This window comes from Gottfriedia acidiceleris (assembly GCF_004138285.1).
Classification (GTDB): Bacteria; Bacillota; Bacilli; order Bacillales; family Bacillaceae_G; genus Gottfriedia; species Gottfriedia acidiceleris_A.
The window spans coordinates 189559-210544 of record NZ_SCFN01000004.1 but is presented as its reverse complement, the minus strand read 5'-3'; the positions used below and the strand labels follow the sequence as shown (position 1 = coordinate 210544).

At 32.9% G+C, this 20986-nt stretch carries 24 protein-coding genes; 16 read left to right on the top strand and 8 right to left on the bottom strand.

What is annotated here, in order from left to right; all coding sequences use genetic code 11:
• The first annotated feature begins 69 nt into the window (after positions 1 to 69).
• The 3 genes from EP747_RS07685 (at position 70) to EP747_RS07675 (ending at position 2508) form a co-directional block, all read left to right on the top strand.
• On the top strand, positions 70 to 612 hold the full coding sequence (locus EP747_RS07685; RefSeq protein WP_056468592.1) for a peroxiredoxin: 543 nt from the start codon (positions 70 to 72) through the stop codon (positions 610 to 612).
• Positions 613 to 860: 248 nt separating this feature from the next.
• On the top strand, positions 861 to 1316 hold the full coding sequence (locus tag EP747_RS07680) for a TlpA family protein disulfide reductase (protein WP_129689272.1): 456 nt from the start codon (positions 861 to 863) through the stop codon (positions 1314 to 1316).
• Between the two features lie 157 nt (positions 1317 to 1473).
• Positions 1474 to 2508, top strand: a complete 1035-nt coding sequence (locus tag EP747_RS07675; protein WP_129689270.1) for a cytochrome d ubiquinol oxidase subunit II — start codon at positions 1474 to 1476, stop codon at positions 2506 to 2508.
• 75 nt (positions 2509 to 2583) lie between these two features.
• Here the strand turns inward: EP747_RS07675 and rnjA are convergent, their stop codons facing one another.
• Positions 2584 to 4251: a ribonuclease J1 gene (gene rnjA / locus EP747_RS07670; protein WP_097975708.1), complete on the bottom strand. Its 1668-nt coding sequence runs from the start codon at positions 4249 to 4251 to the stop codon at positions 2584 to 2586.
• 3 nt (positions 4252 to 4254) lie between these two features.
• Positions 4255 to 4467, bottom strand: a complete 213-nt coding sequence (locus EP747_RS07665) for a DNA-dependent RNA polymerase subunit epsilon (protein ID WP_056468578.1) — start codon at positions 4465 to 4467, stop codon at positions 4255 to 4257.
• A gap of 348 nt (positions 4468 to 4815) precedes the next feature.
• Here EP747_RS07665 and EP747_RS07660 point away from each other — a divergent pair, with 348 nt between their 5' ends.
• Positions 4816 to 5724, top strand: a complete 909-nt coding sequence (locus EP747_RS07660; RefSeq protein WP_129689269.1) for a DMT family transporter — start codon at positions 4816 to 4818, stop codon at positions 5722 to 5724.
• Positions 5725 to 5739: 15 nt separating this feature from the next.
• Positions 5740 to 6513: a Cof-type HAD-IIB family hydrolase gene (locus EP747_RS07655; protein WP_129689267.1), complete on the top strand. Its 774-nt coding sequence runs from the start codon at positions 5740 to 5742 to the stop codon at positions 6511 to 6513.
• A 63-nt stretch (positions 6514 to 6576) separates the two neighbouring features.
• Here the strand turns inward: EP747_RS07655 and def are convergent, their stop codons facing one another.
• Both def and EP747_RS07645 read right to left on the bottom strand, forming a co-directional pair.
• The gene (gene def, locus EP747_RS07650; RefSeq protein ID WP_129689266.1) at positions 6577 to 7134 is read right to left on the bottom strand and encodes a peptide deformylase; all 558 of its coding nucleotides are present in this window, start codon (positions 7132 to 7134) and stop codon (positions 6577 to 6579) included.
• Between the two features lie 187 nt (positions 7135 to 7321).
• Positions 7322 to 7465 carry a YjcZ family sporulation protein gene (locus tag EP747_RS07645; protein WP_069035541.1) on the bottom strand — a complete coding sequence of 48 codons (144 nt, stop codon included), beginning with the start codon at positions 7463 to 7465 and terminating at the stop codon, positions 7322 to 7324.
• Between the two features lie 163 nt (positions 7466 to 7628).
• Here EP747_RS07645 and EP747_RS07640 point away from each other — a divergent pair, with 163 nt between their 5' ends.
• The 6 genes from EP747_RS07640 to EP747_RS07615 all read left to right on the top strand — a co-directional run bounded on the left by EP747_RS07640 (position 7629) and on the right by EP747_RS07615 (position 14430).
• Positions 7629 to 8276, top strand: coding sequence for a YkyA family protein (locus tag EP747_RS07640; protein WP_165346906.1), 648 nt, complete (start codon positions 7629 to 7631; stop codon positions 8274 to 8276).
• Between the two features lie 465 nt (positions 8277 to 8741).
• Positions 8742 to 9821 carry a pyruvate dehydrogenase (acetyl-transferring) E1 component subunit alpha gene (gene pdhA, locus EP747_RS07635; RefSeq protein WP_235832796.1) on the top strand — a complete coding sequence of 360 codons (1080 nt, stop codon included), beginning with the start codon at positions 8742 to 8744 and terminating at the stop codon, positions 9819 to 9821.
• Positions 9822 to 9824: 3 nt separating this feature from the next.
• Positions 9825 to 10802: an alpha-ketoacid dehydrogenase subunit beta gene (locus EP747_RS07630; protein ID WP_129689262.1), complete on the top strand. Its 978-nt coding sequence runs from the start codon at positions 9825 to 9827 to the stop codon at positions 10800 to 10802.
• A gap of 126 nt (positions 10803 to 10928) precedes the next feature.
• On the top strand, positions 10929 to 12284 hold the full coding sequence (locus tag EP747_RS07625; protein ID WP_129689551.1) for a dihydrolipoamide acetyltransferase family protein: 1356 nt from the start codon (positions 10929 to 10931) through the stop codon (positions 12282 to 12284).
• A 5-nt stretch (positions 12285 to 12289) separates the two neighbouring features.
• A complete protein-coding gene (gene lpdA / locus EP747_RS07620) occupies positions 12290 to 13702 on the top strand; it encodes a dihydrolipoyl dehydrogenase (protein WP_129689260.1) in 1413 nt (470 codons plus the stop codon).
• Positions 13703 to 14190: 488 nt separating this feature from the next.
• Positions 14191 to 14430 (top strand): hypothetical protein, encoded by a 240-nt coding sequence (locus EP747_RS07615; protein ID WP_056468558.1) that lies wholly within the window; start codon positions 14191 to 14193, stop codon positions 14428 to 14430.
• A 1-nt stretch (position 14431) separates the two neighbouring features.
• Here EP747_RS07615 and EP747_RS07610 read toward each other — a convergent pair whose 3' ends face one another.
• Positions 14432 to 14827 carry a DUF1885 family protein gene (locus EP747_RS07610; protein ID WP_129689258.1) on the bottom strand — a complete coding sequence of 132 codons (396 nt, stop codon included), beginning with the start codon at positions 14825 to 14827 and terminating at the stop codon, positions 14432 to 14434.
• A gap of 160 nt (positions 14828 to 14987) precedes the next feature.
• Between EP747_RS07610 and EP747_RS07605 the strand changes: the two genes are divergently transcribed.
• Both EP747_RS07605 and EP747_RS07600 read left to right on the top strand, forming a co-directional pair.
• Positions 14988 to 15281: a DUF3055 domain-containing protein gene (locus tag EP747_RS07605; protein WP_129689257.1), complete on the top strand. Its 294-nt coding sequence runs from the start codon at positions 14988 to 14990 to the stop codon at positions 15279 to 15281.
• A 166-nt stretch (positions 15282 to 15447) separates the two neighbouring features.
• Complete coding sequence (locus EP747_RS07600; protein WP_098234026.1) at positions 15448 to 15570, top strand: GapA-binding peptide SR1P; 123 nt, start codon at positions 15448 to 15450, stop codon at positions 15568 to 15570.
• A gap of 173 nt (positions 15571 to 15743) precedes the next feature.
• Here EP747_RS07600 and EP747_RS07595 read toward each other — a convergent pair whose 3' ends face one another.
• Positions 15744 to 16568: a protein-glutamine gamma-glutamyltransferase gene (locus EP747_RS07595; protein WP_235832795.1), complete on the bottom strand. Its 825-nt coding sequence runs from the start codon at positions 16566 to 16568 to the stop codon at positions 15744 to 15746.
• A gap of 154 nt (positions 16569 to 16722) precedes the next feature.
• Positions 16723 to 18174 carry an aminotransferase class I/II-fold pyridoxal phosphate-dependent enzyme gene (locus EP747_RS07590; protein ID WP_129689254.1) on the bottom strand — a complete coding sequence of 484 codons (1452 nt, stop codon included), beginning with the start codon at positions 18172 to 18174 and terminating at the stop codon, positions 16723 to 16725.
• A 276-nt stretch (positions 18175 to 18450) separates the two neighbouring features.
• Between EP747_RS07590 and EP747_RS07585 the strand changes: the two genes are divergently transcribed.
• Entirely contained in the window at positions 18451 to 18720 is a 270-nt protein-coding gene (locus tag EP747_RS07585) for a UPF0223 family protein (protein WP_129689253.1), read from the top strand.
• Positions 18721 to 18941: 221 nt separating this feature from the next.
• Here EP747_RS07585 and EP747_RS07580 read toward each other — a convergent pair whose 3' ends face one another.
• Entirely contained in the window at positions 18942 to 19571 is a 630-nt protein-coding gene (locus tag EP747_RS07580) for a YktB family protein (RefSeq protein ID WP_129689252.1), read from the bottom strand.
• Between the two features lie 195 nt (positions 19572 to 19766).
• Between EP747_RS07580 and EP747_RS07575 the strand changes: the two genes are divergently transcribed.
• Both EP747_RS07575 and EP747_RS07570 read left to right on the top strand, forming a co-directional pair.
• Positions 19767 to 19955: a hypothetical protein gene (locus tag EP747_RS07575; RefSeq protein ID WP_056468536.1), complete on the top strand. Its 189-nt coding sequence runs from the start codon at positions 19767 to 19769 to the stop codon at positions 19953 to 19955.
• A gap of 214 nt (positions 19956 to 20169) precedes the next feature.
• The gene (locus EP747_RS07570; protein ID WP_129689251.1) at positions 20170 to 20973 is read left to right on the top strand and encodes an inositol monophosphatase family protein; all 804 of its coding nucleotides are present in this window, start codon (positions 20170 to 20172) and stop codon (positions 20971 to 20973) included.
• Positions 20974 to 20986 lie beyond the last annotated feature (13 nt).

The following is a 20986-nucleotide window of genomic DNA, read 5'->3' as shown; positions in this document are numbered from 1 at the left end:
TTAAATAAGTAGTTTACTATAATATCACTTGTATGATAAATAGTTACATAAATATTGGAGGTAATAACGATGGCAGAACGTTTAGTAGGAAAACAAGCACCACGCTTTGAAATGGAAGCAGTTTTAGCAAATAAAGAATTTGGTAAAGTAAGCTTAGAAGAAAACATGAAAAACGATAAATGGACAGTATTATACTTCTATCCAATGGACTTCACTTTTGTATGTCCAACGGAAATCGTAGCAATCTCTGATCGTTACGACGAGTTTGAAGATCTTGATGCAGAAGTTGTAGGTGTTTCTACAGATACAATTCACACTCACTTAGCATGGATCAACACTGATCGTAAAGATAATGGCTTAGGACAATTAAAATATGCATTAGGTGCAGATACAAACCACGCTATTTCTCGTGACTATGGCGTATTAATTGAAGAAGAAGGTATTGCATTACGTGGATTATTCATCATCAGCCCAGAGGGTGAATTAATGTACCAAGTAGTACACCACAACAACATCGGTCGTGAAGTTGATGAAGTTTTACGTGTACTTCAAGCTTTACAAACTGGTGGACTTTGCCCAGCTAACTGGAAACCAGGTCAAGCAACTCTATAATTCACAGGCAATTAAGAATTAATGTCAAAGGTCTAACTTATAGTTAGGCCTTTTTAAACACAGTTATGAAAAGTGGAAGGCGTTTGCTAAAGACCCGACAAGCATAAGGCAAGGACCGAGAAAAGTTGGTTTTTACTTTTATCGGTCATTGACTTATGACCTCGAGGGTCTAACGCCTGGAACTAGACAAACACTAAAAGTAGAACAAGCTCACATAGAGCTAATGAAACAAGTAGGAGGAGTATAAAATGAGACTTCGCTCACCAATGCCTGAATTAGATGGTGCAACAACAGTATTAAATGGAGAAATTCAAAAAGAAAACCTAATCGGTGACAGACCAACATTAATTCATTTTTGGTCTATTAGTTGCCATTTATGTAAAGTTGCAATGCCAAACATTAATGCTTTTAGAGATGAATATAAAGATCGATTAAATGTAGTAAGTGTTCATATGCCAAGATCTGAAGATGATTTAGATATTGATAAAATTAAAGAAGTTGCAAAAGAACACGGAATTACACAAACAATATTAGTTGATAACCAACATACAATTACAGATGCTTTTGAAAATAAATATGTACCATCATATTACGTATTTGATAGAACAGGTGTATTACGCCACTTCCAAGCTGGAGAAGGCGGAATGCCAATGCTAGAAAAGCGTGTTAATCGAGTACTAGATGAAGCGGCGAAAGTAGAATAGTTTTTAGATTCATCAATCACTTAAGAGACTTTTTTAAAAGTCTCTTTTTGTATTTCCGTAATCTTCATTTTGAAACTAGTAGAAAGCGTATTTTATAGGTATAATTAAAGAAAACTAATCTTTAGTTTATGGAAATATTCTGTAGGAGGAAAAAAGTTTGGAGATTCAAACAATCGCAATCTTTATCTTATGGTTGTTTTTATATGCCTACATGATTATTGCTTCAATTGATTTTGGTGCAGGATTTTATGCGTTCTATGCGATTACAACTAAAGAAGAACCAAAATTAATTGGCTTAATAAATCGACATCTTTCATCTATTTGGGAACTGGCTACATTATTTTTCATTTTCTTCTTTGTAGGTGTAGTTGGTATATTCCCAAGAGTAGCATATTATTATGGTGTTCCACTATTAGTTCCAGGTAGTGTAGCAATGATTTTTTTAGCAATTAGGGGATCGTTTTATACTTTTCAGCAATATGGAGGAAATAGGAGTAAGTTCTTTTTAATTTTGTATGGGGCGACAAGTCTATTAATACCTGTTACATTATCTACTGTTTTAACAATTTCTGAAGGTGGATTTATTATCGAGAATGGAACAGATATACGATTTTATCCATTTAAATTGATTACGAATTTTTATTCTCTATCCGTTATGCTATTGGCTGTATGTTCAGTCCTATTTATTAGTGCAATGTTTTTAATCTATTCTGCAAAACTAATCAATGATTCGGAGTCGGAAATTAAATTAAGAAAGTATGTTCTAGTGTGGTCATTGCCAACTATTATTTCGAGTATCATTGTATTTTTGTCAATGAAATTACATAATAAAGTTCATTTTGATCGAATGCATAATGTATGGGAATTCTTTCTTATATCTTTGATTTGCTTTTGTATAGCAATTTATTTTGTTATAAAAAGAAAAAGATATGGTTTAGCGTTTATATTAGTATTATTGCAATATTTCTTCGCATTTTTTGGGTATGGAATAAGTCATCTACCATTTATCTTATATCCTTATCTAAGAATCGAAACAAGTTTTGCTAAGAGTAGTTTAGCGATCGTACTAATTATACTGTTTGTTGTATTTTTTATCTTATTTACTGTGTATTTTATATTTTTAGTTCTTAATAAACCTTTTTTTATGAAAGTGTTTTTAAAAAGTAATGAAAAAAATGACTTTCAAGATTAATTAGAAGATATAAAATAAGGGCGATCTCAAAAGTAATTTGACTTTTGAGATCGCCCTTTTAACATGTACTAATGATTAAACTTCCATAATAATTGGGAGAATCATTGGTTTACGTTTTGTTTTTTCGTATAAGAAAGGTGATAAAGTATCAGTAATTTCATTTTTTATCTCTGACCATTGAGAAGTTTTACGTTCCATGATTTTGTTTAAATGAGTAGAAATCATTGCTTGTGCTTCGTTTATTAAATCGCCACTTTCTCTCATATAAACGAAACCGCGTGAAATGATATCTGGTCCTGCTGAGATTTTAAATTCCTTCATATCGATGCTTACGACAACGATTACAAGACCTTCTTCAGATAAAATTCTACGGTCTCTTAATACGATATTACCAATATCACCGATACCGCTTCCATCAATATAAACATTACCAGACGGTACTTTTCCTGCAACCATAGCCTCATCTGCACGAAGAGCTAAAACCTCACCATTATCCATGATAAAGCAGTTTTCTTCAGGTACTCCACAGTCCATAGCAAGCTTAGCATGCATGCGCTGCATTCTATATTCACCGTGAATTGGCATAAAATACTTAGGTTTCATCAGTCTAAGCATTAATTTTTGCTCTTCTTGACCACCATGACCACTAGTATGAATATCATTTAATGAGCCGTGAATTACTTCAGCACCAGCACGATATAGTAAGTTGATTGTACGATTTACGCTCATTGTATTACCTGGAATTGGTGAAGAAGAAAATACTACAGTATCTCCAGGAATAATTTGAATTTGACGATGTGTACCATTTGCTATACGTGATAATGCAGCCATAGGCTCACCTTGACTACCTGTACATAAAATGACTAATTGATTAGCCGGAATACGATTAATTTGAGATGCATCAATAAATGTATCCTTAGGACATTTAATATAACCTAGGTCATGACCGATCTCGATATTTGCTTCCATACTTCTACCAAAAACAGCAATTTTACGTCCAGTTGCCATAGCAGATTCGACAACTTGTTGAAGACGATGAATATTAGAAGCGAAAGTAGCAAAAATGATACGACCATCAACCTTACGGAAAATTTCACTGATCGTGTCACCAACTTTTCTTTCTGACATCGTAAAGTGAGAAACCTCACTGTTCGTACTATCTGAAAGTAAGCATAAGACACCTTCTTTTCCTATTTCAGCCATTTTAGTTAAATTAGCCGAATCTCCAACAGGTGTGAAATCAAATTTAAAATCACCTGTATGGACAACTTGTCCTTGAGGAGTTTTAACGACGATACCATAACAATCAGGAATACTATGTGTAGTACGGTAAAATGTAACACTAGTTTTTCTGAATTTGATGATGTCATCTTCTTTGATTTCTATTAATTTAGCTTTACGTAATAGACCGTGCTCTTCAAGTTTATTTTTGATTAAAGCTAAGGCAAGTTTACCACCATAAATTGGAATGTTTAATTCTCTTAATAAATATGGAATACCACCAATGTGGTCTTCATGTCCGTGAGTGATAAATAAACCTTTAATTTTTTCCTCATTTCGAACTAAGTAGGAATAATCAGGTATAACATAGTCTATCCCTAGTAGCTCATCTTCAGGGAATTTGATTCCGGCATCTATTAATATAATTTCATCTTGGTATTGTACTGCGTATGTATTTTTTCCAATTTCCCCTAAGCCACCTAGTGCGAATACGGCAGCTTGATCATTTTTAAGAAATTTCATAAATTACGCTAGCTCCAAAATTTTAAAGCTTTCACTTTGTTTTTCGAATTCAAGATGAGCACCGGTTAAAGCTTGAACAAGCTCAATATTATAATTGAAAGGTAATAATTTCGCACGAACTTCTCTTTCACTATCTGCTTCTACATAAACTGTTTTTGTTTTTTCTCTTACAGGTACCTCTAAAGGTAATTCCTGATAGTATACTTTAAAAATCATTTAAATCTCTCCTTGTCAAATCACTATCTTCTCAATATTATAAGTGATTTTCTATATATTTTCATTCTTTTTATTGAAGATTACCTAAAATACGGTCATTTTAAAAAAAATTTTGAAATTATTGAGATATATTTCTTCCTTTTCAATAATTGTTTTAGCCGTTTTTTTAATTTTTTTCTTAGTTTACGTAACACTAGTTTTACCTCCAAGTCATAAAATTAAACTTATTTGTAGAGAACACGGACACAGTATATTTATGTGTAGTATTGATCGAAAAAACATTTTCATTCAATATAATCAAAAAAGCAGTTAAAATAGAGGGTATCTTAAAGTTAAGGGGAGAAGAATGTGAAGAAGTTATATGCAGCTTTGTTTTTATTAAGTATTATTTGGAGTACATCTTTTTTATTTATTAAGCTCCTTTTAAACGATATAGGGCCAGAAGCAATTGTATTTTATCGCTGTTTCTTTGGTGCTATGACATTATTAATTATTATGTTAATAAAAAAGGTAAAGATTGATTATAAAAATCTACCGAAAATGGGTTTAATTATTGCCATCTCATTATTTAATCATGCAATTCCGTGGCTTTTTCTTTCTTTTAGTGAGACCCATCTGCAAAGTAATGAAGCCGCAGTATTAAATGCTTTTACGCCAATTGCAACACTCATTATTGGCTATTTTTTCTTTTCTCAAAAAATTCATAAGAAACAATGGATTGGACTTATGATCGGAATCATTGGAGTTATGATTATGATGAATCTTAATCCATCAACAATTTTCTCCGATAATATAATTTATTCAATATTAATGTTATTTGTTACTTTTTGTTATGGGCTTGGTTCACATTTAACTAAAAAGTATTTACAAAAAATTGATGTCATGATTGTTTCATTTTTAACCTTAGGTATTTCTGGTGTATTCGGCTTTGTTTATATGGTCGTCTTGGGGAAGGGAACTTTAAAACCATTTGTTAATTTTGAAGTTTTTAGTGGAGTGTTTGGACTAGGCGTTATATGTTCGGGGTTGGCATATTTATTATTTTATTATATGGTTAAAGAGGGAAGTGCAGAATTTGCAACAATGGTTACTTATATAGTACCTGTATTTGCTTCTATTTGGGGATTTTTCTTTTTAAACGAACCTTTATCTTTCAAAATGATTTTGGGACTATTAATCATACTTCTTGGAGTATTTATTACGAATAGTAAACAGAAGTCAAAAATGAATAACTCAAAAGCAAATGCAGCGTCTTAGTGAGGGGAGAATAATATGACTAAACCAATCGTTTTTTTTGATATTGATGGAACGATTTTAAATCATGATAAAGTAATTCCGGAAAGTACAAAGAAAGCAATTTCGGAACTTCAAAATAAAGATATCCACGTAGCGATTGCAACTGGTCGTGCGCCATTCATGTTTAAAGAAATTCGTGAAGAGTTAAATATAAATAGTTTTGTAAGTTTAAATGGACAATATGCTGAATTTGAAGGTGAAGCTATTCACAAACATGCTCTACATCCAGAACAACTTCACCAATTTACTCAAAAAGCAAAAGAACTAGATATTCCGCTAGTTTATTTAAATAACGAGACAATGAGAGCGTCAATTGATGCACATCCTCATATAAAAGAAGCAATGACATCGATTAGAATGCATCACCCTGAAGTTCAGCATGATTTTTATCATAATCGTGAAATTTACCAAGTATTACTTTTCTGTGAAGAGCATCAAGAGCCGTCACTAACTGATGGATTTAATGATTTTAATTTTATTCGCTGGCATGAGTATTCGTCAGATGTCTTACCAATGGGAGGCTCTAAAGCGAATGGAATACTTCAAATGGTAAACCATCTTGGATTCGATATGCAAAATGTTATCGCATTTGGTGACGGATTAAATGATTTAGAAATGATCGAAAAAGTTGGTACGGGTATCGCCATGGGTAATGCAGTGGATCCACTTAAAAAATTAGCTAATCATATTACAACGAATGTTGATGAAGATGGAATTTTAAACGGTTTAAGATGGGCCGGACTTCTTTAAGTATGTAGACAAAGTACAAAAAACTTGAATAAAAAGAGCGATTGGTTTTCCAATCGCTCTTTTTTAATTTCTCTCTAAAGGTGAAGCTCCTTCTGGAGGAGAAAAAGGATTTGTTTTATTAATACGATCATAAAACATTACTCCATTTAGATGGTCAATCTCATGCTGGAAGCAAATTGCTGGTAAACCTTTTAAACGGATTTTTACTTCTCCTAATCTCGTGTCAAAGCCAGTAACTGTTATTCTTGCGTAACGTGGAACATATCCAGGAACATCACGATCAACAGATAAGCAGCCTTCACCACCTGATAAATAAACTACCTCAACAGAATGACTTACAATTTTAGGATTTAATAATGCATAACTATATAAATTACCCTGTAAGTCAGTAACATGAACACCAATTGCTCTTTTAAGAATTCCAATTTGTGGTGCAGCTAATCCGATACCTGATCGTAGACCATATTCGGCAGATATTTCTGGATTCTGACTATTAATAACATACTCTAATAATGAATTAGCTAAATTAATATCCTCAGCCGATGGAGGTAAGCTTACTTCTCTCGAGATTTCCCTTAATCTAGGATCGCCTTCTCGAATTATATCTTTCATTGTAATCAAATGAATTTCACTCCTGTCTAATTATTTCATAAATATAAGTATGTACTATTCACTAGTATTATTAATTTAGTCTAACAAATCTTTTTTAAATTGTCAGTCACCAACAATGAATGGAAAAAGGAGCGATAAATTATCGCTCCTCAAAGTTTGTGGTTATACATTAATAATAGAGGCTTACTAGTGTGAATTATAAAACGAAAGCTGCACCAACGATAATTAATAAAATGAATAGAACAACGATTAATGCGAAACCGCCGTAACCGCATCCGCATCCGCCACCGTAACCATAACCAGGGTATCCACCTTTTCCACCGTATCCGTAACCGTACATATAATAACCTCCCTTTAAACTGTTTCCGCATATAGCGGATACTACAAATTATGAAAAACTACATAAAGTGTGTGGGTATGTGACCAGATTATTTTTTAGGACGTATAAAAAGTCTGAAAAGATGCAACATGGAAATAATAATGAAAAAAAATTGGGTGAAATTATGTATAAAAAATTCAATTCTTTATTTCTTGTAATAAGCATACTCTTTATTCTTTGTTCGGGTTGTACTTCTCAAGCAAAACAAAAGAATTTAGTCATAAATCAACTAGGTCAAATTGCAAAAATGGAACAGAATTTTCAAAAAGCTGGGGAACGTATTCAAAAACTGGAAATAAAAGAATTAGAGTATTATGAAAAAATTTATTTATATAAAATCAGCGAAGTAAATAAAAGACAAGAGTCGGCCAAACAAGCAATCAATTTATTAAATGAACGGAAAGAACGAGTAAACGAGGAGTCAAAATTAATTCATGATATAGACATAAAAATTAAAGAACTTCAAACAATAAATATTGAAACGAAGAATGAACAGTTTCGAAATGAAGTTAATAACTTTATTAAAACATGGAGAGAAAGAACTGAGTTATACGATAAATTGAATTCAAAATATAAAGATGCAATGGAAACGGATCTTTCAATTTATAACTTATTATCGCAGAAAAAAGTTGATTTAAAAAATGTAAAGAATGAGACAAAGGATACAAATCACATTTATAAAGATGTCATTAAATATAATGATCAATTAAATCTTTATACTCAAAAATTAAATAATTTACAAAAAGACATATATGAAAAATATGGAAAATAACACATTGGTATTAGAATTACTAAACAAAAATCGTTGTAGTACAGTTTGAAATTTATGATAAAAAAAATCCGTTATTAGCTATTTGAGTATAATTTAAAAGAGTTTCTGTTATTGTATAACAGATTGCTGTTTCAAAGGTAGTACAGGGTGAAAATTTTGCGACAAATTTTCCGAAAAATCATGAATAAAATAATACAACAAAATATTTGACGAGTTTATGAACGTGTTATAAACTGTACTAGTGTTCAATGTTGTACTAGTGTAATACACAAATAGTATAAGTACAGATTTTAATTATAAGTTCAAGTTACTTGTAATTACTCTTAAGAAAATACACATGATGGATAAAGAAAATAAATCCTCCATAATTAAAGAAGGGTGTGGGTTTTAGTGGCAACTACTACGAAGAAAGTAGCTGGAAAGGAAACAACAGAAATGAAGAATACACAAACTGTTTCTGAATTAATGGATCAAATGCTTCAATTTGGTGATTCAGTTGGAACTCTTCAAATTTTAAACGAAGAGGGCGAAATCGTTAATGAAGCAGCGATGCCTGATTTATCGGATGAGAAATTAAAAGAATTAATGAAACGTATGGTATGGACTCGTGTTCTTGATCAACGTTCAATTTCATTAAACAGACAAGGTCGTTTAGGTTTCTATGCTCCTACTGCAGGACAAGAAGCTTCTCAATTAGCAAGTCAATTTGCTCTTGAAAAAGAAGATTTTATCTTACCTGGTTACCGTGATGTACCTCAAATGATCTGGCACGGTTTACCATTATATAAAGCATTTTTATGGTCACGTGGACATTTAGTAGGAAGCCAAATTCCTGAAGATGTAAATGCAATCTTCCCACAAATTATTATTGGTGCTCAAATAATTCAAGCTGCAGGTGTTGCACTTGGTATGAAGTTGAAAGGCCAAAAATCTGTTGCCATTACATATACAGGTGACGGTGGATCTTCTCAAGGTGATTTCTATGAAGGTATGAACTTTGCTGGTGCTTATAATGCTCCTGCGATTTTCGTTGTTCAAAATAACAGATACGCAATCTCAACTCCAGTTTCTAAGCAGTCAAAAGCTAGAACAATTGCTCAAAAAGCAATTGCAGTAGGTATTGCTGGTATTCAAGTTGATGGAATGGATCCATTAGCAGTATATGCAGCTACATCAGAAGCTCGTAAACGTGCAGTCAATGGTGAAGGTCCAACATTAATTGAAACATTAACATTCCGTTATGGACCACATACAATGGCTGGTGATGACCCAACTCGTTACCGTACAAAAGATACTGAAAATGAGTGGGAAGCAAAAGATCCAATCGTTCGTTTCCGTAAGTTTTTAGAGAAAAAAGGTCTTTGGACTGAAGATGAAGAAAATGCAATTATCGAAGAAGCAAAAGAAGCAATTAAAGATGCTATCAAACTTGCTGACCAAGAGCCAAAACAAAAAGTTACTGATTTAATGGCTAATATGTTCGAAACAATGACAAGTAATATAGAAGAGCAATATGCAATTTTCAAAGAGAAGGAGTCGAAGTAAGTCATGGCGCAAATGACAATGATTCAAGCTATCACAGATGCATTACGCGTTGAAATGAAAAACGATCCAACTGTAGTAGTATTCGGGGAAGACGTTGGAGTAAACGGTGGTGTATTCCGTGCAACTGAAGGTTTACAAGCAGAATTCGGTGAAGCGCGTGTATTCGATACACCACTTGCTGAATCAGGAATCGGCGGATTAGCAATCGGTCTTGGAATTGAAGGCTTCCGTCCAGTACCAGAAATCCAATTCTTCGGATTCTTATTCGAAATTATGGACTCAATCGCTGGTCAAGCAGCACGTATGCGTTACCGTACAAGTGGTCGTTTTACTTCACCAATTACTTTCCGTTCACCATTTGGTGGTGGGGTTCATACACCAGAAATGCACGCGGATAGTTTAGAAGGATTAATGGCTCAAACTCCTGGTTTAAAAGTAGTTATTCCATCAACACCTAAAGATGCTAAAGGTCTTTTAATTTCATCTATTCGTGATAATGATCCTGTTATCTATTTAGAGCACATGAAATTATACCGTTCATTCCGTGAAGATGTACCTGAAGGTGAGTACACAATCGAATTAGGTAAAGCGGATGTTAAACGTGAAGGTAAAGATGTATCAGTATTTGCTTACGGTGCAATGGTTCACGCTGCATTAAAAGCTGCTGAAGAATTAGAAAAAGATGGCGTATCAGTAGAAGTTGTTGACTTACGTACTGTTCACCCATTAGATATCGAAGCTATTGTTGCGTCTGTAGAGAAAACTGGACGTGCAGTAGTTGTACAAGAAGCACAAAAACAAGCTGGTATTGCTGCAAATGTAGTTGCTGAAATTAACGATCGTTGTATCCTTTCATTAGAAGCTCCAGTTGTTCGTATTACTGCAGCTGATACTGTTTACCCTTTCTCAGAAGCGGAAACAGTTTGGTTACCAAACCATAAAGATGTAGTTGAAGGTATTCAAAAAGTTTTAAACTTCTAATCAGTTTATAACAAAAATAGTGAAAGGTATTTGATGAATACATCAATACCTTTCTTACATTATAGATAAAATATTTTAAAAAATTAACTTAACTTTGTTCGGAGGTAGAAATCTGTGTCAAACTCAGTGGCAAGTCTATTTGAATTTAGATTACCAGATATCGGTGAAGGTATTCACGAAGGTGAAATTGTAAAATGGTTTATTAAAGCAGGCGACGAAGTAAATGAAGATGATATCATTTGTGAAGTTCAAAACGATAAATCAGTAGTAGAAATTCCATCACCTGTAAAAGGGAAAGTATTAGAAGTATTAGTTGCAGAAGGTACAGTTGCAGTTGTTGGTGACGTATTAGTACGTTTAGATGCCCCTGGTTATGAAAACATTAGCTTCAAAGGACAACATGCTGAAGAAGCTCCAACTACTACTCCAGTACCAGAAGCTGCTGAAGCAGTTCAAGCAAAAGTACAAGAATCTTATGAGCAAAGTGAACCAAAAACAGATGCTGCACCACTATCACCTGTTGCCGCTATTGAACCAAAAGCTCATGTAATTGCAATGCCATCTGTACGTAAGTATGCTCGTGAGAAAAACGTAGATTTACGTATTGTACCAGGTTCAGGTAAAAATGGTCGCGTAACAAAACAAGACGTAGATGCATTCTTATTAGGTGGAGTAGCACCAGCTGCTGCAGCACAAACTGAAGTTGCTGTTGAAGTTGTAACAGAAGCTCCGGCTGCAACGCAAGAAGCTCCTAAAGCAATGCCAATTCCAGAAGGTGCATACCCTGAAACTCGTGAAAAAATGAGTGGAATTCGTAAAGCAATCGCTAAAGCAATGGTTAACTCTAAACATACTGCTCCTCACGTAACATTAATGGATGAAGTAGATGTAACGAAACTAGTTGCTAGCCGTAAAAAATACAAAGAAGTTGCTGCTGCACAAGGTATCAAATTAACATTCTTACCTTACGTAGTTAAAGCTTTAACTTCAGCATTACGTAAATTCCCAGCGTTAAATACATCAATTGATGATGCTACTAACGAAATCATCCACAAGCATTACTATAACATTGGTATTGCTGCAGATACTGATAAAGGTTTATTAGTACCAGTTGTTAAAGATGCTGATCGTAAAGCTATCTTCTCTATTTCTGCTGAAATTAATGAGTTAGCTACAAAAGCTCGTGACGGTAAATTAGCTCCTGCAGAAATGAAAGGTGCTTCATGTACAATTTCAAATATCGGTTCAGCTGGTGGACAATGGTTTACTCCAGTAATTAACCACCCTGAAGTAGCTATTTTAGGAATTGGTCGTATTGCTGAAAAACCAGTTGTATTAAATGGAGAAATCGTTGTGGCTCCAGTATTAGCGTTATCATTAAGCTTTGACCACCGTATGATCGATGGTGCAACTGCTCAAAACGCTTTAAACCATATTAAACGATTATTAAATGATCCAGAATTATTATTAATGGAGGCGTAAGATAAATGGTAGTAGGAGATTTTGCAATTGAACTAGATACGGTCGTTATCGGTGCCGGTCCTGGTGGTTATGTTGCAGCTATTCGTGCAGCACAACTTGGACAAAAAGTTGCTGTTATTGAAAAAGGTAATCTTGGTGGGGTATGTTTAAACGTTGGTTGTATTCCTTCAAAGGCATTAATTACAGCTGGTCACCGTTATGAAACAGCTAAGCATTCTGAAGACATCGGTATTACAGCAGAAAATGTAAAAGTTGATTTTACAAAAGTTCAAGCTTGGAAAAGCAGTGTAGTTAATAAATTAACTGGCGGTGTAGCTGGTTTATTAAAAGGAAATAAAGTTGAAGTTATTAAAGGTGAAGCTTACTTTAATGATGCTAACACTCTTCGTGTAATTACTGAAGAATCAGCTCAAACTTATACTTTTAACAATGCGATCATCGCAACAGGTTCAACTCCAATCGAAATCCCAGGTTTCAAATGGAGCAACCGTGTAATCGATTCAACAGGAGCATTAAACTTACCTGAAATTCCAAAAAAATTAGTTGTTATTGGTGGCGGCTATATTGGTATGGAATTAGGTACTGCATATGCTAACTTTGGTACACATGTAACAATTCTTGAAGCTGGTGACGAAATCTTAAATGGTTTCGAAAAATCTATGAGTTCAATTGTTAAACGTGGATTAAAGAAAAAAGGTAATGTAGATATCGTAACGAAAGCGTTCGGTAAAGGCGTTGAAGAAACTGCAAATGGCGTTACAGTTAAATTCGAAACTAATGGCGAAATGAAAGAAATCGAAGCTGATTACGTATTAGTAACAGTTGGACGTTTCCCGAACTCTCGTGACATGGGCTTAGAAAATGTCGGTGTCGAAATTAACGAACGTGGTGTAATTACTACTGATAAACAAGCTCGTACAACAATTAAAAATATTTACGCAATTGGTGATGTAATTGCTGGACCTCCATTAGCACACAAAGCTTCTTATGAAGGTAAAGTTGCTGCTGAGGCAATCAGTGGTATGTCAAGTCAAATCGAATACTTAGCAATCCCAGCAGTAGTATTTACAGATCCAGAATTAGCAACTGTTGGTTATACTAAAAAACAAGCTGATGAAGAAGGATTAGCTGTTAGTGTAGCAAAATTCCCATTCGGTGGAAATGGTCGCGCATTATCTCTAAATTCAACTGAAGGATTCGTACAATTAGTTTCTCGTAAAGAAGATGGAGTACTAGTTGGTGCTCAAGTTGCAGGTGTAAATGCATCAGATATAATTTCTGAGCTTGGTCTTGCAATTGAAGCTTGCATGAGCGTTGAGGATATTGCTCAAACAATTCATGCTCACCCAACATTAGGTGAAATCTCAATGGAAGCTGCAGAATTAGCGATGGGTCATCCAATCCACGTTCTTAAGTAATGCTTCGTTAAAAATGATATAAATAAAGAAGACCTTCATTAAATTGAAGGTCTTTTTATTTTCGAAATGTGCGTTTAATTAAAAAAAGTAATTTAGTTAAAAACCAATTCTTGTACGAGATAGTCTCGTGCATGTTCGTAAGTCAAGGAAATCTGGTCAGATACATGCTTCTCCACTGAGATAAAGTACAAGTAAATTATTTTCAATCGCAAATTCTAAGAGGTCGTGGGAAATTCTAAGCAATGTTACTTAGTAGTATCTTACTTTAAAATGCGATTCATACAGATTTATTACGCCTTATTTAGTTAGTTTTGAGTTAAGTTAACCATTGATGCATTTAGAACTGTGTGTTGGCAAAATAACGAAGAAATCGACGGTCTTCAACCTCCTATTTGTTAGGAGGTTTTTTTGCATGATTAAGGCATGTCTCGCATAACGTTTAAAAAACAAGCTTTCTAGTATTTGATGATTGATTGGTGGGAGTATTGATGCGAAAACAATTAATAGTATTAATGATTCATCAACTATTTTGGGTAGGATTTTCATTTGTTTTATTCTTGTCGAAAAGGGATCAAATATATTCTAAAGTCATATTGTTTCTAGTATTCTTTTACCAGCTATATTTAATTGCAAAATACGTTGGAAACACAAGAAAAGCAAGTATTATTATTACTTGCTTTTATGCTTCGATATTTTTCTTTTGTCAGGCGATCGTAAATTTATTTTAAATTATCGTTTGTAAAAATACATGATTCGATTGTTAAATAATTCAAGCTTTGCTTCAATTTTTTGAGCTAAATATCTACATAGCTCATTCGCTTTTCCTTTATCACCATAAGTTGAGTTTGGTAGCAATGTAATCACGATATTTTTATCATCTTGAATTGAAACAACAAAATGTTTGTAACGAGAATCATTGCTCTGTAAATAAAGTGCATCTTGGTCATCTAATTTTTTATTTGAAATAGTGTATGGAAAGGAAACCCTTTCATAATTCCAGTCAACTTGTTGACCGATTTTAGTTGAAGATTGTATGTAATCATTTATTAAATTATTTATTAAATCTAAATTTGCTTCTTGGTATTTTGATTTATCCACTAATTGAATGGTAGCTTGTTGAACCATTTTTAAATTTTCCCCCTAAGATGTTTTTATGAAAAACATCACTTTTAATCTTTTTTATCATAACATTATTTCAAATTTTTAGACAAGTATTCGGTATGAATTTAATATTTTCTTCATATGTATTAACTTACAATACTAAACCGAAGGAGTGGGTGAAACAATGTTTGAGAAATTATATGACGATCACGAAAATGTAAGAGTCCGATTTGTTGGCTTCGTTACGAACGATACAAGATACGATATTGGTATTGTATATACGAACATGTTCATTGGAAAGCCCCTCGTCATCTGCATGCAGTCTAGACAATGCATTGTATTAGATCGACAGGATGTTTCATTTCCAAATCAGTTGAAATTTTTATGTAAACTAAAAAGCGAGGAAGAGGCAATGGAGCTCGCAGAATATTTAGCTGACTGGTTACCGTTACCAAGTATAGAAGAGAGCTATGAATAAAAATAAATGTGTTATACTAATTGAATAACATACACGTTATGAAACCCCTTGAATAATCTAGTATTAGAAAATTTAAGTTATACTTATTTACCACTTGCGTAAATAAGTATAACACATTATAATGAAGTTAGTTAATTGATACAACATTATGAAAGGGGTTACAAAGATGGGAACGTTCGTATGTAAATGTTGTGAAAAAACAGTAGGTCATTTCGAGGATGAAAAAGTAACAACTCTTTACGTTAAAAACTGTGAAGATTGTGAACCAACTGATAATGAAGTTTGCTAATTATAATTAATTAATATATAAAGTCTAAGAGAAAATCTATAGACATCTATAAAATGAGAAATTCCACAAGGGAATCGTTTTTCCTTGTGGTTTTTTATGTTTTTCTTTAAGAGTAAGAAGTTTTAAAAACGCACAAAAAGGGAGACTCAATTAAGAATCACCCACTTTTCTCTTTATGCAATTTGAGTTTGATCTCCAATTCTTGCAGTTATAACGTCGGATGAAGCTTCGCTTGTTGTTACTGGAATTAATTTTGAATTATCCTTTAAATATTGAGCCATTTCGTTCGAGTCAATTCTAGTATTTAAGTTTGTTAAAAAGGCAGAAACCATCGCAAAAGGATATCTATGCATATTTAAATGGAAAATAATCTCTTGTAATGTACGTATTCCGATACCATGACCATAATAATAATTACTTCCCATAGAAACAGTGTTTTCTCCTTGCCATTCTGGGGTCATTGGGTCAACTTGAGGATTTTTTATATAAACAACGTCACCAGGAGCTGGACGATCAACTTCAGCCGTTAAAATAGCTAATTTAGGGTCGTAATTCCAAGTGTATAAGTATATTCCATTATCGAATATTTGATCAAAAATTTCATAGCCGTAAAGATCTAGTAGTGCTTTATAAAATACCATTATGATTGCAGTTGCACATTCTGTTGCGTAAAATTGTCCGTTGCGAAAAATATCATATATTCCCATTGAAGTTCTTATGCCTGGCCTAAGTCTAAATCCTCCCATTGGTGTACGAATCCAAAACATAGGATTACAATATGCTCTTCTAAAAACCCTAAATTGCATGCCGCTTGTTAATAAATCTTTAGAGGCTTGAAGTATGAGAGTTCTAATTGTCAAATCAAAAGATAATTCACGGTTCGATTTATAAATATGAGACTTTTTACTGTTTGTTAAATTAGACAATATTTCTTGATAAAGTTTATTATTTGAATCCTCGCTATTTTTTAATGAAGCATGAACAATTTTATTATTCACGACTATCAATTAGTTCACATCCTAACATAAAAACAATTTTTTCGTGCGAAATCAATATAATTACCTTACCTATCATATGCCTATATAATTTAGATGTGATTTAGAATACAAAAAAACTAGGATTCATTTCCTAGTTTCTTCATGAAAGCTTTAGTTATTTTAATACTTTTAACGTTAATAATTCTTCATCTTCAGGACCTTGAACAGGTAATCCCGCTTCAATATTCTTTTTAATATAAACTAGATTTTCAAGTGTAATTTCTTCACCAGGTAAAAAGATTGGAATTCCAGGTGGGTAAACCATTACAAATTCAGCAATAATTCTACCGACAGAATCCTCAAGTGGAACAGATTCTGTTTCAGAGTAAAATGCATCCCTAGGAGAGACTGCTAAATTTGGAATTGTTGGGATCTCAACGTTTAAATTTGTATTGCGTTCTGAGATGTCAAATTCAGTTACTAATACCTCAAGTGCATGAATTAACTGCTGAATGTCTTCTTCACTATCACCCGGTGTTAAAATGCAAAGAACATTATATAAATCTGACATTTCAACTTCAATATTAAATCGCTCTCTTAGCCAAACTTCAACGTCATGGCCGGTTATACCCAGTTTTTTTACGCTGATTAATATTTTAGTAGGATCAAAGTTGAATGTTGCCTCTTTACCAACTAAGTCATAACCAGGGCAATATAGACCATTGATTGAATTAATTTTATTTCGTGCATTATTTGCTAGTCTAATAGTATTAGTTAGTAATTCTTCACCAACAGTTGCTAATCTCTTTCTCGCAACATCTAGTGAAGCAAGCAATAAATAGGATGTTGAAGTAGTTGTTAGCATACTTAGTACAGATTGTACTCTGTGGACATTCACAATGCCTTCTCTTACATTTAAAATGGAACTTTGAGTCATAGAGCCACCAAGCTTATGTACGCTCGTAGCAGCCATGTCAGCCCCTGCTTGCATTGCAGAGATCGGTAATTCGTTATGGAAATGAATATGTACACCATGCGCTTCATCAACTAATACGGCTATTCCATGTGAATGTGCTAATTCAACAATGCTTTTTAAATCTGCTACAAATCCAAAGTATGTAGGATTAATGACTAATACTGCTTTTGCATCGGGATTATTTAAAATGGCTTCTTTCACTGCATTTGTCGTAATACCGTGTGAAATACCTAATTCACTATCAATTTCAGGATGAACAAAAATTGGTGTAGCGCCTGAGAAAATGATTGCAGATAAAACAGATTTATGAACATTTCTTGGAACGATAATTTTATCGCCAGGTCCACAAACACTCATTACCATTGTCATGATTGCTCCACTTGTACCTTGAACTGAAAAGAATGTGTGGTCTGCACCAAATGCTTTTGCTGCTAAATCTTGTGCTTGTTTTATTTTACCTTTTGGATGATGTAGATCATCTAAAGGAGCAATGTTGATTAAATCGATTGATAATGCATTATCACCAATAAACTCTCTAAATGTTGGATCCATTCCATTTCCTTTTTTATGCCCTGGAATATGGAATTGAATTGGGTTCTTCTTTGCATGTTCTAATAAAGAAGAAAATAACGGCGTTTCAATTTGTTTCATTTAACATACACCCCATTTAATGAATAATAGTGTTTTTCGGAAGTGATATGTTTGTAAACAATTCAACTGTTTACTCTCATTAAGTTATAAACTGTCTTACCTTCATTTGAAAAACAAAAAGATTATATCATTCTATGAATTTTCTGTATAGAAAAATATTATAAACTTATGAAATTTTATTCATCTGAATGAAATTATATCAATTTTTAAAATAAGAATGGAATTTAAAAAATGTGTTAAAATGGAATTAATTAGAAAATAGTAGGAGTGAAGTAAATGGATTACCAATACCCAATTTCATATGATTGGACAACTGATGAGACAATTGAGGTAATACAGTTCTACACATCAGTAGAAAAAGCGTATGAAAAGGGAATAGATCGTGAAGTATTAATGGCTACATACAAACAGTTTAAATCAATTGTACCTAGTATTGCAGAAGAAAAAAAATTATGTAATGAGTTAGAGGAGTTATCAGGCTATTCTGCATACAGAGTCATGCAAAAAGCTAAAAATGGTGCTCCTGGTGATAAAATTAAAATGTAATATTAAATAAGTTGATAGCTAAGAATTAAATAGTAAGAAAAAATCTTAAGTAAAAAATAGAAGCCCATAAAAGGAACATTAGCTACCTTCAATGGGCTTTTCATATGTATGAATTGTCTAAGTAAATCAATATCATATTTCGTCCTGTCGAAAAATGTGTAAAGAATGGGCATAGACTTTTGTTTTTGACATATGTATAATTAAACAACACTTATATTAATTCAGTTTATACTTATTTTGTATAAAGGAATTAAAGTATTATATGTTTCTATAATACGTTGGATTAGTTCTTCCTTTGTAAGTGTAATTGCTTCATCTTTTGGTATCGTAATTCCACATAGGTATTCTGCTTTTTTTACATCATGAAATCTTTGGATACCTTTAATGAATTCATCTTTATTCATTTTACTTTTTTGTAGCACATCAGGCTTCATATGATCGTAAGATACAACAAAATCTTTCGGAATCATTTTGTAAAGTTTATTTTTATTCTTTTCAAAATTAATGGCAATCGATTGCTTATTTGGACTTTCATAAATAATTCCAAAGTAAACAAACAGGTGAGTACCCCACAGTCCAAATTGGAAATGAGGAAGCATCTTGTATCCACGATTATTTGTTGCAAAAGCAATCCAAGTATCTTTTGGAGCATTCACAGTACGACGAGCATGCTTAGCAATATGGCCAAAAAAGTTTTGATCAGTTTGTACATTTAAAAATGGTAATATTTCTTCTTCAATTTCTTTAAATTTTGGTTGGATTTCATTTTGTATAGCACTCATTCTAGTTTCTAATGTTGAGTCAGTTGTAAATATTTCAAAATCACTTTCTTTAAAAAAAGTTTGAGTCATTTTCGAACCCCCTAGTTACATTATCTAATTAGTATACCATGTTTGTCCAAAACAAATGGGTAATATGTTTCTTCATAAAATAGTTACATTATAAGCTTAAATAACATATATTAGTAGCAAGATAAAAATCAGAAAATTTTGTTAATTAACTTTTACAATTTGTTTTGCCAACTTATATTCTATGGAGGGATAATGATGAGACAAGTGATTAATGCGTTAAAAAGAACTGATGCAGAAAAGAGAATTCCTGTACTTAGATTAGAATTAGATTACGAACTAGCTACACTATTCGATGCTATGACAGTCAATGATAATGAAGCAATGATTGAGTCTAAGAAGAAATTAGAATTATTAAGATTAGAATTAATTCGTCTAGAAGCTTAGCGAGTTTATTTACCGAACCTTTAAATAGGTTCGTTTTTCTGTGTGCTCATCTTCCGCTTAAGCCCAATGGTCTATCGTATGCCCACCCTCCAAAATAGTTCCTCATCATTAAATAAAAATCATTTCATTAGGTTTTTTTAGGTTAAAATTGGTAAACTGATAAACAGGACAATAATAATATAGTTTTAGCACGTAGAGTTTGGAGTGTTTAATTATGAATGTAGACTGGAAAGAAATTGAACAATTCGCGAGGAATTTGCTTCAAGAGGCAGCTGAAAATATTAAAAGCTCTTTATACGACTCCATAACAATCAATACTAAATCAAACGAAAATGATTTAGTAACAAATAAAGATGAAGAAATTGAAAAATTCTTTTACGAAAAAATAAAAAAGAAATTTCCAAATCATTACTTACTAGGTGAAGAGGGTAAAGGCGATGAATTGGATCAAGTAAATGGAGTTGTATGGATTCTTGATCCAATCGATGGAACGATGAATTTTGTTCACCAAAAACGTAATTTTATGATTTCTTTAGGTATTTATGAAAATGGAATCGGTAAAATGGGATTTATAATGGATGTAATACATAATGAACTATATTTTGCTAAAAAAGGTGAAGGAGCATATTTAAATGATCACGAATTAACACCTTTGAAAAATGTAGTACTAGAAGAGGCTATTGTAGCTGTGAATGCTATTTGGTTAACTAAAAATCGTTATTTAAACCATGAAAAATTAAGTAAGCTTGTTCGAAGAGTTAGAGGAAGTAGATCATATGGATCTGCAGCGATGGAAATGGTCTATGTGGCAATGGGAAGGATTGATGCATATATCACCCCAAGATTATCACCTTGGGATTTTGCTGCGGGTAAAATTATTGTTGAAGAACTAGGCGGAATATGTACTACTCTCAAAAATGAAAGCCTTTCAATTCTTAAAAAAAGCTCAGTGCTAGTAAGTAACGCATCGATTCATAACGAATTACTCACTGATTATATCGAATTTTTACAAAAATAGTAAAAAGAAGGTA